This window comes from uncultured Aquimonas sp. (genome assembly GCF_937888285.1).
GTDB lineage: Bacteria > Pseudomonadota > Gammaproteobacteria > Xanthomonadales > Xanthomonadaceae > Aquimonas.
Genome location: NZ_CALART010000023.1, coordinates 66,770 through 81,341, shown reverse-complemented (window position 1 = coordinate 81,341; position 14,572 = coordinate 66,770). Strand labels below are relative to the sequence as shown.

Sequence of the window (14,572 nt, the reverse complement as noted above, 5' to 3'; positions counted from 1 at the left end):
GTGCTGCGGCCGCGGATGCCGGGCATCCTCCAGCGACAGGCACGCGCGCCACGGCAGCAGACACGACAGGCGCCTGGGAACCCGCCAAGCCAGAACGCAATATGCCGATCCCGGATGTCATCGACCAATCTCGATCAGGGGTTGTCAGTCGCAGGTCGCGAAGCGCCGCAGATTCACCTGACCCTGCAGCCCCGCGAACGCATCACCCGCCAAGCCCGGCGCATCGAAGCTGTACTCCAGCACCGCGCGATCGCAGGCGGTGAATCGCAGGCGACCCTTACCGATCACCAGGGTATTGGAGGTGGGCTTCTCGTCCAGGCCACCGCCCAGGCTGCGCATCCATTCAAGCTCGACCACGCCGGGCCGGCCGCTGAGGCTGCGGCCGATCACGGTGAGCCAGTGCTGGCCCTCGGGATCATCCGGCTCGCCGGCATCGAAACCGAACCACGCGCCCCACACGGCACCCGCCTCCCCTGCAGCACCCGGATCGACCTGCATCAGCAGGCCCTGGTTCGGGCGCCCCTCCAGCACCCAGCTGCCGGTCGAGGCACTACGCAGACCCGATTGTTCCGTCATCGACGCACCGCCGCAGGCAGCCGGCGCTGGCCCCAGCCGCTGCAGTCGGCGTGCGCCCACCATGACCGGCTGCGTCTGCGGACTGTCGGGATCGATCGAATAGGCGAACTCAAGCGTATTGCAGTCGATCGCGCGCAGCGCGACGCGCCCCTGCGGCCGCGTCTGCGGCGTGCCGCCCTCGAAGCGCCCGCCCGCGGTGGCATACAGCGTTCCGGCGATGGGCATGCCGGTGTCGGCACCGCCCTGCCCCAGCATCGAGTACCAGCGCAGGGTGCGGCGCAGGCGCGCGTCGATCGAGGCGCCGCCCTCGGGACGCAGCGCGAACGTGAACCAGGCGGCGAACCAGCGCTGGCTGCGCGCGTCGACATCCAGCATCAGGCCTTGCCCGCTCACCTGCGGGTCGTACCAGAGCCCGCTGTGCTCCGGGCCCGGCGCGCTTGCCGCGGCCGGCAGGGGCGCGGCAAGGCGCAGCACTTGCGCGTCGCCGGTCTCGCTGCGCTGGCGCAGCAGGGTGAAGCCGTCGGCCGCGGGAAACAGAGCGCTGCGATCCTCGAACCACGGCGTGCCCAGCTCCTGCGTGGCGCCCATACGCGCACCCACGGGCTCGAAGTGATTCACGAAGGTGCGCGTGCCATGCATGCGCAGCACCGCGACCGCGCCCGGGCGGTCCAGCGGCGCCAGGGCGAGGCGAAGTGCCGCGTAGCTGCCGGCTACGGGCATGGACGGCGCCAGCGGCGCATGCAGCGCCTCGCCGGTCTCCGCATCGATGCTGATCAGGGTGATGCGCTGGTCGAAGACGGTCGGGATCACCCAGCTGCGTCGCTGCGGCTCCAGCAGCCACTCGATGCCCGACTCGGGCGACGGCAAGCTGAGCGAGTCCACGCCCAACGCGGTGACGTCGATCTGCCAGCGCTGGCTGAGGTCCGCGCCGAAACCGCGCAGACGCACGACGCGATTGACGCCAGCGACCGGCTCGACCTGGCCGACCACCGTTTCCCCGCTGGCCGCGCTCGCGAGCAGCCTGGGGTTGGAGAAGCCATCGCCCAAGGCGGCCTCGGCGAGGAGCCGGCCCTCCGCATCGACCCGCTGGAGCCGCGCGCCACGCATATCGGGCGGGTCGTCGAAGTATAGAAAGGTCAGCGCACCGTTGTCGGCGAGGAGCGACTGCGGCGGCTGCCAGGTGGCCGGCACATCGCGCGAGGCGATCGAGCCATCGGCCAGCACCCGCTGCAGGCGCAGGGTGGTGGGCCTGCCTTGCGATGGCGGCAGCCAGACCCGCAGCTGGCTGCGCCCCGAGGGCGCGATGAAGCCCGACAGGGACACACCCGATTGCAACTCGGGGAGTCGCGCCGTCGCCAGATCGCTTCCATCGGCGAGTGCGTAGCAGGCTTCGCTCAGTTCGGTCGGATTCCCCAGCGCCGCACCGCGAAGCAGAACACAGACGCGGTCAGCTCCGGGGCCCTCCAGCAGGGTGTGCTCGCCCGAGCCGACAGGCAGCGCGCGGTTCCAGCGCTCGCGCCCATCGGCCTCAAGAAAGCGCAGTCGCGGCACATGGCCAGAGGTGTAGTACCTCTGCCACAGCTGCGCCCATCCCTCGCGGTGGGCGAAGGCCTGCGGAGGGCTGATCGGCGGCGGCAGGATCACGGCAGCATGTGTCGCGGTTTCGGTGCCATCGCGGCGCAGCAGGCTCAACTGCAGCTGCTCGGTCGTGCGACGCGTGCGAAGCAGCGCGCCATCCGCAAGCACCAGGCGCGGCTTCAGATCGGAGGGCGGCTGCAGCCATTCGATCGCCAGCGCATCGTCGACCCGAAGCGCGCCGAAGCGCTGGGTCAGCCCGAAATCGTCCGCGGGCAAGCGCTCTGCCGTTTCCGACCACAGCCACACGCTGGAGCCCATGCCCTCGGCGGCACTGGACAGCGGGCCATGGACATAGCCTTCGGGCAGCCTGCGCTGCGCGCGGATGCCGAGCCGCGCGTCCAGCGACACCAGGCTGCCGGCGCCGGGATGCGGCGACACCTCACGCAGCGCCAGCAGCAAGCCGCCGGGGGTTTCACGCACTGCGGCGACGCCAGCGGCCTGCAGGGTCTGCCGCGCAAGAAGATCCCCCTGGGCGCTGATCCGCGCCAGCGCCAGCGCGCTTGCCGGTTCTGCGATCGAGGCGATCACCAGCACGTCGCCATCCGCCAGCGCCTGCATCCACAGCGATGCCTGCGGGGCCACGGACACGCCGAGCGCCACTGCAAGGTCGAATGTCCACAGACGCTCCGAGCGCAGATGCCGCTCGATCTTCAGGCCGTCGCCGCTGGTGCTGCCTGGACGCACCAAGTAGACACCCGGATGCGCAGCGTGGGCAGAGAAGATCCGCACGTCGTTGAGATGCCACAAGGGCTCGCAGTCAACCGCCGAGGCCAGCAGCGAGTAGCGGTTGTCACCCGCAGGGGACCAGGCCAGGGAGTACAGGTTGCCCTCGGCATCGCGCGCGGCCAGTGCCGCCCGATAGACCTCGTCGGCCGACGGCACGGCGCGCCCCAGACCGCCCGACGGCGGCGCCGGAATGTTCGGCGGAAACGTGAATCCAACGCCACCCGGTGCACCCAGATACGGTGGCAGCGCGCGCAGCCGGGTCAGGCGCCGCCCGTCCTCCATGCGCACGCGCTCACAGTAAGGATGACCCAGAGCAGTCACCGCCACCGCATCGTGTTGGGCCGACTCCGGCAGCAGCAGAGTCCAGCGATCCTCAAGGGCGGACGGCGCACTGAACTCGATACGCGCAACGCCTTGCGCCTCCTCGACCGGCGTACCAGGTTGGCCTTCGGCATCGAAGGGCAGCACCTGTCGCGTGGAGCGCAGTTCAAAACCCGTGGCTCGCGGCAGCAGGGCGTATGACGAATGGATCGAAGGCAGCCCGCCGATCGAAGTGGCGTCTGCACTGGAAATACCCGCGCACAGCAGGACACCTGCCAGGCAACGCGGAAAAACAAGTCCATGTCTGCTCATGAGGAAGTTGCCTTGGTATCGACGGCCTGGCGCAAAGCGCCCCATACCTGTAATCCACGCAGCCGACAGTCGCTTCATCGGGCGAGCCGCGCTGGCAAAGAGACTCGTGCGCCGCCCCTCCGCGCCTTTATGGGCAATGAGGTGTGCGCCCCCTCGAATAGGCCACACGGCACATCGGTCGACCACCCCATCCCCTCGCCAGGGCACGACGATCATTCGCTCCACAGCGTTGGCGAACCTGTTGACTCGCTGCGCCGTGGCCGCATGACCGGCAACTGTCATGTTCAGCTTAAGAGCATGACCCCGCGATCCATGTATCTGAAGTGTTGGAGCTTTGTAGGTGCACTACGGGCGTGCGCACGGCCCCGAAACTCTGCTTGCGCGAAGCATGTCTGCAACCCTGACGCGCTGGAATCGATCAGGGGCACCGAGTAGAGCACCCCATGGATTGGAATCCCTTGCACGGCTGCATATTCGCCGTGCCGCTTCTGCGAACAGCACTTCTGCCCTCGCGATCGACGGCTGCGCGGTCCGTGGCGCTCAAGGCGCGCCAATGCGTCCCGGCATCACCGACCTGCGGCGTCGATCGCCTCGATCGTGGAACAGCCCGATGTGCGCGAACGTCCGGCGCGATCAACGAAGCCGCGAAACGCTGGCACCCTGTAGCGGTGCTCGCAGCTGCTGCGGCCAGTCCGAATCCACCGCCACCTGTGATTTCGACGCCGCGCGTTCCAGCCGCGACAGCGGCAGCTCGGCCACAGCCCAGGTCGTGCCGGGCGCGTTGACCGCCAGCACGCCATCAGCGGGCAGACCAACATCCATCGGCGCGTAGATCGCCGCCTCGCCGGTGTTGGTGTCGAGCGCGGGGCTCCAGGGCAGCTCGCCGGCGGTGACCGCACGCGCGACGAACATGCGGTTCTCCAGCGCGCGCGCCATGCAGCCGGTGCGTACGCGGGTCGCGCCGGCCGGCGTGTCGGTACAGCTCGGCACCAGAAGCAGGCGCGCCCCAGCCTCGCGCTGGGCGCGCACCGGCAGCGGGAACTCGCTGTCGTAGCAGACCGCGATGCCGACGCGGAGCGCGTCCAGCTCGAACACCCTGAGCGCGTCGCCGGGTTCGATCAGTCCGCTGGCCTTCTCGAAGCCGGTGAGCTGCAGTTTGTCCTGCCAGTGCACTTCGCCCGCCGGGGTGAACCAGAAGGCGCGATTGCGATAGCGGCCGTTGGGCTGGCGCAGCAGGAAGGTGCCGGCCTGGATATGCAGGTCGAGCGCGCGCGCGAGTTCCAGATGCAGCGTCTGCCAGGGCTCGAACAGCGGCTGCAGCGCGTCCAGCGACGCGGCGAAGTCCTCGCGCACGGCCGCGGGCTGCGCGCCGGCCAACTCCAGCGGCAGGTACTCCGGCAGCACAGCGAGATCGGCGCTCAAGGCCTTGGCCTCGTCCAGCAGTCGGCGCTGCTTGTCGGCCCAGGCCTCGAAGCTCGCGATCGTCTCCAGCGGATAGGCGGCGACGGCGACGCGCATCAGCCGGCCTCCAGTTTGCGCAGCCAGTAGGTCAGCGGTTTCTCGCTCTCATCCGGCTCACCGATCTCCTTCCAGCCCAGGCGAAAGCCCATGCCGGGCTGGCGCGCATAGCCGCGCTTGGCCCAGAACGCGTCGTTGTCGCGATGACTCGCGGGGCGACGCGGATCATCGATCGCGCGATCGACGGCAGCGAATGCCGTCCAGTCGAAGCGCCCGAGCGCCCGCGCATGCGCCTCGCGGGCGTCGAAGAAGCCGTGCCCGAGGCCCAGCCCACGATAAGCCGGCAGCAGCACCGATTCACCGAAGTAGAAGACGCGCTGCGGGTCGATGCCGCGCTCGATGAAGGGCTGCTGGAAGGCTTCGTCCTCGTCAGCCAGCGGCAGGCCGGTGCTGGCGCCGACCACGCGCTCACCGTCCAGCGCCAGCACCCACAGGCTGTCGACCGACTGCGCATAGGTGTCGAGATAGCGCTCCTCGTAGCCGACATCGCCGTCGTAGAGGTAGGGAAACGCGCGGAAGACCTCGATGCGCAGGTGTGCCACGTCGGCGATGTGGCGCGCGTACTCGGCGGGCCGCAGCTGGCGCAGCTCGACGCTCATTCGCCCTGCACCTGCGCGATCCAATCCTGCAGGTTGTAGTAGTTCGTGACGCGAGTGATGTATCCGTTCCCGGCCTCGAAGAAGGCGCCACCCGGCAGCACGTAGCGCTGGCCGCGGGCCGGAGGCAGACCCTCGTCGTCGGTCTTGTACTCGCCGTGCACGACGTACTCGGCGGCAGCGCGTCGGCCATCTGCCGAGGCCATCACCACGATATCGGTGAGCTGCTCGGCATAGCAGCGATCCATGCGCTGCAGGAAGGCGCGGAAAGCCTCGCGGCCGGTCTCGCGGGCGCCCTGGTTGAGGTCGTGGACCACGTTCTCGGACAGCAGCGCGAGCATGGTCTCGCGGTCGCCGCGGTTGAAGGCGGCGTAGTAGCGGTCGATCAGGTCGAGGGTGTCGGTGTTGGGCATGGGATTCGGGATTCGGGATTTGCGTTGGGGATTCGAAGGATGTCCGCGAGCAAGCAGTCGGCACGCCTGCTTCCATCGACCTTTCGCCACGCGAGCCTTCGACGAGCGCGTTGAGGCGATCATGAGACCGGGACGAGTGTGGAGCTCCGGTGGGTCAGGACCCACCCTATAGCAGCGTCGTTGGGCGGGCCTTAAGCCATCGTGGCGGCAACATCCGTGGTTTGCGCCGCGCAGCGGCGCCATAGGGTGGGTCCTGACCCACCGTGACAGCAAGGCTTCGGCTGCCATCGGCAGCCGAAGCGGCACTGCGCTCCGCAACGAGAGTGATGCGCAAGCGACGCGCCCGCTCAACCCTGCTTGCGCTCCGCGATCCACGCATCCACGCGACGATTCAACAGCGTGATCGGCATCGAGCCCGACTGCAGCACCACATCGTGGAAACCCTTGAGATCGAAGCGCTCGCCCAGCGCGGCGCGGGCGCGCTCGCGGGCATCCAGCATCGCGTTCATTCCGACCTTGTAGCTCAGGGCCTGGCCGGGCATCACCAGATAGCGCTCGATCTCGGCGACCACGTCGGTCTCGGGCATGCCGGTCATCTGCAGCATGTAGTCGATGGCCTGCTCGCGGGTCCAGCGCTTGTGGTGCAGGCCGGTGTCGACCACCAGGCGCACGGCGCGGAACATCTCGGCCTGCAGGCGGCCGAGGTTGTCCAGCGGATTCTGCTGGAAGCCCATCTCCCAGGCCAGACGCTCGGTGTACAGGGCCCAGCCTTCCGCATAGGCGGTGAAGGGCAGCAGCTTGCGGAAGGTCGGCACGCCGCGCAGCTCCTGCTGGATCGCGATCTGGAAGTGGTGCCCCGGAATCGCCTCGTGGTAGGCCAGCGTGCGCATGCCGAAGCGCGCGACTTCCGCCGTGTTGCGCAGGTTGATGTAGAAGATGCCCGGCCGCGAGCCATCGAAGGCCGGCGCGTTGTAGTAGGCGCCCGGCGCGGTCTTCTCGCGGAACTCGGGCACGCGCTCGACCTTGACGCCGGCGGCCGGCCGCAGGTTGAAGGCGCTGCCAATGCCTTGATCGATCTCGTCGATGATCGTCTGGAAGTCGTCGATGATCTGCTGGCGGCCTTCATCGGTGTTCGGATATAGCTGGTCCGGCCGCTGCGCGATCTGCTGCACCCGCGCGCCGATGCTGCCCTCGACCTGGCCCTCTGCCTGCAGGATGGCGTCCATCTCCGCACCGATCCGCTCGACCTCGCGCAGGCCGAGTTCATGCACCTCTTCGGGGCTCATCTCGGTGGTGGTCTGCGAGCGCACGGCCCAGGCATAGAAGGCTTCGCCGTCCGGCAGCGCCCACACGCCGTGGTTGTTCTGCAGCTTCGGCAGCAGCGCGTCGTAGTAGTCGATCAGGCGCCCGTACACCGGCTGCACGTGCTCGACGATGGCGGCACTGGCGCGCGCCAGCAGGGCCGCGCGCGCATCGCTCGATAGCCCTTCAAGCTTGCCCAGCTTTTCGTCGAAGCTCGTGTACAGGATGTTCTGCTCGGGCGCGGCGTCGCGGAAGCCACGCATCTCGGCCAGCACCTTTTCCACCACGAAGCGCGGCGGCAGGATGCCCAGCGATTCGCGATGGCGCACGCCCTCCAACACCTGGTCGAGCTTGCGCGGCACCGCCGCAAGGCGCGCGAGGTAGTTCTCGGCATCGCTCGTGGAGGCGATCGGATGCTGGGTGGCGAGAAAGGTCGGCAGGCCGTTCTGCACCCCGAACAGCTGGTTCAGCGGGTAGTTGTGGTACGCGAAGCGCTCGCCTTCGACCTGCACGGCCAGAAAGGTCTCCAGCAGGTCGTAGGAATGCTGGCCCTCGGCATCGAGTGCGCTGCGGTCGTAGCTGCGCAGGGTGGCCAGGTCCTCGCGCACCTTGGCGCGCAGGGCCTCTTCGCCGGCCAGCGAGGCGTCATCCAGCTCGTCGCTGTACCAGTCCAGCCAAGCCGGCAGCATGCGCAGCGAGGACAGCAGCTCCGGGCTGTTGAAGGCGAACTCGGCAAACACCCGCTCGTAGAACCACTCGATCTTCAGCGGCTTGAACCAGATCGTGTGCGCCAGCAGGCCGCCGCCCGCCAGCAGCAGCACCAGGCACCCGCGCAACCCCCATTTCAGCAGCTTCTTCATGGTCTCTCCCCCGGCGGGCTCCATGCCCGCTCCGGGGCGCACTCTACGGCCGCCGCGGGCCGAATGCCTCCGGGCCGGAAGTCACCGCCGCCCAGCACCCCGCATAATGGGGCGATGAACTACAAACACAGCTTCCACGCCGGCAACTTCGCCGATGCGCTCAAACACGCCACCCTGCTGGGCCTGATCGAGGCCTTCCAGCGCAAGGACACCGGCTTCCTGCTGCTCGACACCCACGGTGGTCGTGGCGGCTACCTGCTCGACTCGGGCGAGGCGCAGAAGACCGGCGAGGCCGAGGGCGGCATCCTCAAGCTGATCGATCGCCGGCCGATCGAGCAGCAGCCCAAGCGCCGCAGCAGCCCGCCGCCGCTGGTCGCGGCCTATGTCGACGCGGTCGACCGCTTCGACGCCGAGACCTTCGCCCACAGCGGCCATGGCATCGCCCCGCTGCGCGCCTACCCCGGCTCGCCCCTGCTGGCCGCGCGCCTGCTGCGCCTGCAGGATCGACTGGTCGCCTGCGAGCTGCAGCCCGGCGAGCAGGCCGCACTCGACAAGGCGCTGGAAACCTACCCGCGAGCCAAGGCCGAGGCGAGAGACGGGTATGCCGCGGTGCGCGCCCTGCTGCCGCCGATCGAGCGCCGTGCCTTGGTGCTGATCGATCCACCCTTCGAAGCGCAGGAAGCCGAGTACGACGCCATCCTCGGCGCCGTGCGCCAGGGCCTGGAGCGCCTGCCGCAGGCGGTGTTCGCGGTGTGGTTCCCGATCAAGCGCCGCGCCGGCGTGGCGCGCTTCCTGCGCCGTGCCGCCGAGCTGCCGGCAAAGTCGGTGCTGCTGGCCGAGCTGCTGGTGCGGCCCGACGACTCGCCGCTGCGCATGAATGGTTGCGGCATGCTGATCGTCAACCCACCCTATCGCTTCGACCAGGCGCTGTCGCAGGCCCTGCCCCATCTGCGCGAAGCCTTGGGTGAAACCCAGCCCAGCTCGCGGCTGGAGTGGCTGAAACGCGAGGAAGGCACATGAAGCGACGCAACGCCCTGACCTGTCTCGTCGCACTGGCGCTGGCCGGCTGCGTGCCGACGCCGCTGTTCCGCGACGCTCCGGCCGATCCCAGCCCTTCACCGCGCGCAGTGGCGGCGGACATCCAGGCGCAGATGGAGCGCAGCGTGCTCTGGGGCGGCATGGTGATCGCGCTGACCGAGTACGCGGGTTACGTCGAGATCGAGGTGCTGGGCTTTCCCACCGACCCCCAGGCGCGACCGATCCCGCAGGCGCGCGACGGCGGGCGCTTCATCGCGATCCGCGCCGGCCGGGTGGACCCGAACGAAGTGGTGCCCGGCCGCTTCCTGACCCTGACCGGCCGCATCACCGGCGAGCGCGAGATGCAGCTCGGCGAGCAGCGCGTGCTGCTGCCGGAAGTCGACACCCGCGAGATCCACCTCTGGCCGCGCGACTGGAACACCCGCGAGCGGCCGCGCATCAGCGTCGGCATCGGTGTGCGTGGTGGGCTCTAGTCGGTGGGTTGCAGTCGGTGGGTTCCAATCGACTGCTTACAAGTCGCGCCAACTGAAACAGTCCGCATGCTTCTATCCACCCGTGCGCCGAGGTGGATCAAAACGCCGGCACGAGCCTCACCCGATGTGGGCGGATGTCTTTGCTGGGCAATGACCCACCCTGCTGACTCTGCGCTATGCGGGTACGCGGCGTTGGCGGGCGAGGGCCCAACCTGGGTCCTCGGTGGCTTGAGACTTGTCAAAGCCTGTCGGCGGGCCAACGCGCAGCATGGAGCCGTGCCCGAACGCCTTCGAAGGAGGCCCCATGATCCGCTACGTATCCGGTGACATCCGCCACAGCCAGGCCGAGGCCATTGCCCACGGTGTTGCCCCGAACGATGCCTTCGACCAGGGGCTCGCATTCGCCCTGCACGAGGCGGTGCCGGCGATGTACAAGGATTTCCGCCACTACTGCCACACCCAGCACCCGAAGTCGGGCGAGCTCTGGACCTGGGGCGGCGTGTATCCCAGCCGCATCGTCGCCCTGTTCACGCAGGAAGCCGCCTACGACCACGGCGCGAAAGCCGGCAAGGCGACGGTGCAGCACGTCAACCACGCGCTGCGCGCGCTGGCCAAGGAAGTGAAGAAGGAAGGCTGGGCCAGCCTTGCCCTGCCGCGACTCGCCACCGGCGTCGGCGGCCTCGACTGGGCCGAGGTCAAGCCGCTGATCGAGCAGCATCTGGGCGAGCTCGGCATCCCGGTCGTGGTCTACGAGACCTATCGCCCGAACGAGCGCGCCAACGAGGGCCTGCCCGCGCGCGCGGCCTGAGGCTAGGCTTCGCTCCAAACGATGACGGCCGGGCGCCATGACGCCCGGCCGTTTTCGTTGGCGGCCCCTTCGGCACGCGACGGGACCGCGGGCGCGCCTACACTGCGCGGCTTCGCAGTTCATCCGGTCCCCAACCATGCACCCGCTCCGCCGCCTGCTGGGCCACGCCCGCAGCTATCGCCGCACCGCGTCCGTCGCCTCGGTCTACACGGTGCTCAACAAGGTCTTCGACGTGCTGCCGGAGATCCTGATCGGCATCGCGGTCGACGTCGTGGTGAACCAGCGCGATTCCTTCATCGCGCGCATGGGCCTGCCCGATCCGATCCACCAGCTGCTGCTGCTCACCGCGTTGACCGTGCTGATCTGGGGCCTCGAATCGCTCACCGAGTATCTGGCGATGGTGCGCTGGCGCAACCTGGCGCAGAGCCTGCAGCACGACCTGCGCATCGAGGCCTACGCGCACCTGCAGGGGCTCACCCCCGGTGCGCTGGCGGACGCGCGCAGCGGGCGCTTGTCTTCGGTGCTGAACGAGGACGTGCACCAAATCGAGCGCTTCATGAATGCGGGTGCGCATGACCTGATCCAGGTGTTCTGCTCGACCCTGCTGGTGGGTGCGGTCTTCTTCGCCTTGTCGGCGCCGCTGGCGATCCTCGCCCTGCTGCCGGTGCCGCTGATCCTGTTCGGCGCCTTCTGGTTCATGCGCCGCCTGCAGCCGCGCTATGCCGCCGCGCGCGAGGCCGCCGCCGGCATCTCGCAGCGTCTGTCGAACAACCTGCAGGGCATGGCCACGATCCAGGCCTATACGGCCGAGAACGCCGAGCTGAAGCACCTCGAAGACGCCAGCGCCGCCTACCGCGAGCGCAACGCCGAGGCCATCCGCGTGGCGGCGGCGATCACACCGGTGATCCGCATCGCCATCCTCGCCGGCTTCGTCGCCACCCTGCTCTACGGCGGCGTGCTGACCCTGCGCGGCGAGCTCGGCGTCGGCAGCTACTCGGCACTCGTCTATCTGACCCAGCGCCTGCTGTGGCCGCTGACCCGACTGGCCGAACTCACCGACCTGTACCAGCGCAGCATGACCTCGGTGCGCCGCGTATTCGATCTGCTGGCCCTGCCGCAGCCGGCCGATCGCGGCCAGCGCCAGCTGGGCGGGCGCAGCGACGGTGCCCTGCGCTTTCGCGACCTGCGCTTCGCCTACGGCGAGACGGAGGTGCTGCACGGGATCGATCTGGAGGTGCCGGCCGGCCACACCGTGGGCCTCGTGGGCGCCACCGGCAGCGGCAAAAGCACCCTGATCAAGCTGCTGCTCCGCTTCGAGACGCCCAGCGGCGGCCGCGTCGAGCTCGACGGCATCGACATCGAGGAGCTGCCGCGCAGCCAGCTGCGCCGGCAGATCGGCCACGTCTCGCAGGAGCCTTTCCTCACCGACGGCACGGTGACCGAGAACATCGCTTACGGCGACGCCGCGCCCGACCCCGCACGCGTCGAGGCGGCCGCGCGCGCAGCCGAGGCGCACGGCTTCATCGCCGCGCTGCCGAAGGGCTACGACACGCAAGTCGGCGAACGCGGCCACACCCTGTCAGGCGGCCAGCGCCAGCGCGTCGCGCTGGCCCGCGCGCTCTACCGCGACCCGCCGCTGCTGGTGCTGGACGAAGCCACCTCGGCCGTCGACAACGAGACCGAAGCCGCGATCCAGCGCTCGCTGGCGAAGGCCGCACAGGGCCGAAGCGTGCTGGTGGTGGCGCATCGCCTCTCGACCGTGCGCCATGCGCACTGCATCCACGTGCTGGACGCAGGCCGCATCGTCGAGTCCGGAACGCATGAGCAATTGATCGCGCGCGATGGCCTGTATGCGGGGCTGTGGCGGCTGCAGACGGGTGAGGCGAGCGACTCAGCACGCCATGTGCGCTCGTGATCGGACCCCACCCACATGGATGCGCCGCGTTCTGCCATGAGGATGCAGACGGCCGCGAGGGAGGTGCGTCTTCCGTCGCGGGGTCCCCGGCGCTTCGTCACCCCTTATCCCTCAGCGCGCTGGGGCTCCAGAGGCAGATGGATGTTGAGAAACGCGCGGATTCTCAGCAGGAACTCGCGACGATGCTCTTCCCGGTGCAGGCCGTGCCCGGCACCTTCGACAAACCAGTCCTCGACCTGCACCCCCGCCTTCCTCAAAGCGGAACGCATGCGTCGACTGTGTGCAATGGGTGCGATGGGATCTTCAGCACCTGCAATGAGCAGGACGGGAGCGCGGATGCGCTCCGCAAGGTTGACCGGAGACACCTCCGCAAGGGACGAGATCGGGCCAATCCAATCCTCGCTCCAGGCGCCCAGGCTGGTGCTGACTCTCCGGTCCTCACGGGCCATACGCGGCAGGTCATAGACACCAAAGGCGCCGACGGCACAGGCAAAGATCCCGGGATCCCGGGCCACGCCCATCAGCGCGGCGTAGGCGCCGTAGCTTGCGCCGACGAGACAGACCTCGCCAGGTCGAGCGATCGACTCGGCTTCAGCCCAGGCCGCAGCGTCGGCAAGGTCATCCTGCATCGCCCGCCCCCACCCGCGCGCACCCGCCGAACGCAGGGCCCTGCCCCGATTGCCCGATCCCCGGAAGTTCACCTGCAGTACGGCATAGCCGGAGTGCGCCAGCCACTGCACCAGCGGGTCGAAGTCCGGTCGATCGAAAACGCCAAACGGGCCGCCGTGTGGCACCAGCACCAGCGGAAGTGGAGGTGCCTCTGCACCCGCGCGGCGAGTGAGAAAGGCCTCCAGCTCTAGCCCATCGCGAGTGACAAAGCGCCGGGTCTCAGCAGCGCTCATCTCCGTCGGTTCAATCGCAGGCAGCCTGCGCTGGAGAAAATGGGCCCGCCGGGATTCCACATCGAACAGGAACACAGTGCCGGGGTCACGCTCGCTGCGGACTTCGAACAGCCGCCACCTAGCATCCGCCTCGGCGGGGGCCAGGTAGACGTCATCCCGCGGGAAGCTGCGTGCGAGCGTGGCCTGCAGTTTCGCGTCCGGGTGCGACTCATCGAAGAAGTGAGCGCGACGGCGCGGGCCGAGGAAGGCAACTCCAATCACCGCTCCACGCCCATCACGCAACACTTCACCCGGGTCGTAGTCGGGATCGCCGATACGCACTGTTCGCGTCCCGCCCTGCGGATTCCACTCGACGACGACATCCGGCCCCCGATCACTCGAGGCCTGCAGGTAGACCACCTCGCCCGCAGGATCAAAGCCGAGCGGAAACTCGTAGCGGCCGCTTTCCGTCTCGTCATTGATGAGCGTCCAGCCGTCATCGCCCGCACGGCGGTGGTACAGCAGCGAGTTGATCGAATCGAGGTTGCCGTGGGCGAGACGCGGCTCGCCCGAGGGATCAGCCACGATATGCGCATGCTGGACGGGGGCCCGGGTGACGGTCCGACTGCGGCGGGTGTCCAGGCTCAAGCGCTGCACCTCGACGAGCGGACTCGCCGTGGTCCAGCGGCGCACGCCAACCAGAATCTGACCCGGCTGATCCGGTAGGCGATCGATCACGTCAGCGGTTTGCGGCTCCACCGTCAGCACGCGCTCGTCGTCAGGATCGAAGCGGTGGAACACCCTGCGCACGCGCGCGCCTTCGATCTCCACCAGCACGAGTTCGCCCGTCGGGCGCGGAGCGTCGAGTTCACCGAAGCGCTCGGCCGGCTCCAGAAGGACGCGCGCGGAGTCCAGCCACTGGAAGCCGGCCACCGCGCTGCCGGCATCACCCGCAAAACGCGCCACCGGCTGCATGTCTTCCCGGCGGACGATCACCAGCGCCGCGCGGTCGGCCAGGTCATAGACGGCCGCGAGGTGCGCCCCATCCGGGCTTAAGGCAAGCGCGGCAAAGGGGGATCGCTTGACGAAGGGGTCCACCTCCTCGCTGGCGGCAATCACGCTCCGCTGCAGAAGGATCAGCATCAGCACAACACAGGCGAATCGAGCACACAGGGAACGATCAGGCATGGCGGAA

General features: G+C 68.8%; 10 protein-coding genes. 4 read left to right on the top strand and 6 right to left on the bottom strand.

All coding sequences use genetic code 11. From position 1 onward, the window contains the following. Positions 1 to 144: 144 nt before the first annotated feature. The 5 genes from Q0654_RS06815 to Q0654_RS06795 all read right to left on the bottom strand — a co-directional run bounded on the left by Q0654_RS06815 (position 145) and on the right by Q0654_RS06795 (position 8,262). The gene (locus tag Q0654_RS06815; RefSeq protein WP_298851909.1) at positions 145 to 3,573 is read right to left on the bottom strand and encodes a hypothetical protein; all 3,429 of its coding nucleotides are present in this window, start codon (positions 3,571 to 3,573) and stop codon (positions 145 to 147) included. A gap of 633 nt (positions 3,574 to 4,206) precedes the next feature. After that, the gene (locus Q0654_RS06810) at positions 4,207 to 5,091 is read right to left on the bottom strand and encodes a carbon-nitrogen hydrolase family protein (protein ID WP_298851906.1); all 885 of its coding nucleotides are present in this window, start codon (positions 5,089 to 5,091) and stop codon (positions 4,207 to 4,209) included. Beyond that, positions 5,091 to 5,690, bottom strand: a complete 600-nt coding sequence (locus Q0654_RS06805; RefSeq protein ID WP_298851904.1) for a GNAT family acetyltransferase — start codon at positions 5,688 to 5,690, stop codon at positions 5,091 to 5,093. Before Q0654_RS06805 ends, Q0654_RS06810 begins: the two co-directional genes overlap by 1 nt. Then, entirely contained in the window at positions 5,687 to 6,100 is a 414-nt protein-coding gene (locus tag Q0654_RS06800) for a ketosteroid isomerase-related protein (protein WP_298851902.1), read from the bottom strand. Before Q0654_RS06800 ends, Q0654_RS06805 begins: the two co-directional genes overlap by 4 nt. Positions 6,101 to 6,447: 347 nt before the next feature. After that, positions 6,448 to 8,262: a DUF885 domain-containing protein gene (locus tag Q0654_RS06795; protein ID WP_298851898.1), complete on the bottom strand. Its 1,815-nt coding sequence runs from the start codon at positions 8,260 to 8,262 to the stop codon at positions 6,448 to 6,450. Between the two features lie 114 nt (positions 8,263 to 8,376). Between Q0654_RS06795 and rlmJ the strand changes: the two genes are divergently transcribed. From rlmJ to Q0654_RS06775, 4 genes are all read left to right on the top strand, one after another. Further along, entirely contained in the window at positions 8,377 to 9,282 is a 906-nt protein-coding gene (gene rlmJ, locus Q0654_RS06790) for a 23S rRNA (adenine(2030)-N(6))-methyltransferase RlmJ (RefSeq protein WP_298851895.1), read from the top strand. Next, positions 9,279 to 9,773, top strand: coding sequence for a Slp family lipoprotein (locus Q0654_RS06785; RefSeq protein WP_298851893.1), 495 nt, complete (start codon positions 9,279 to 9,281; stop codon positions 9,771 to 9,773). The genes rlmJ and Q0654_RS06785 overlap by 4 nt, the downstream gene beginning before the upstream one ends. A 304-nt stretch (positions 9,774 to 10,077) precedes the next feature. Continuing rightward, positions 10,078 to 10,581 (top strand): macro domain-containing protein, encoded by a 504-nt coding sequence (locus tag Q0654_RS06780; protein ID WP_298851890.1) that lies wholly within the window; start codon positions 10,078 to 10,080, stop codon positions 10,579 to 10,581. 136 nt (positions 10,582 to 10,717) lie between these two features. After that, positions 10,718 to 12,496, top strand: a complete 1,779-nt coding sequence (locus Q0654_RS06775) for an ABC transporter ATP-binding protein (protein ID WP_298851888.1) — start codon at positions 10,718 to 10,720, stop codon at positions 12,494 to 12,496. Positions 12,497 to 12,600: 104 nt separating this feature from the next. On the opposite strand, the gene Q0654_RS06770 is transcribed toward Q0654_RS06775, so the two are convergent. After that, positions 12,601 to 14,520, bottom strand: a complete 1,920-nt coding sequence (locus tag Q0654_RS06770; protein ID WP_298851886.1) for a prolyl oligopeptidase family serine peptidase — start codon at positions 14,518 to 14,520, stop codon at positions 12,601 to 12,603. Positions 14,521 to 14,572: the final 52 nt, after the last annotated feature.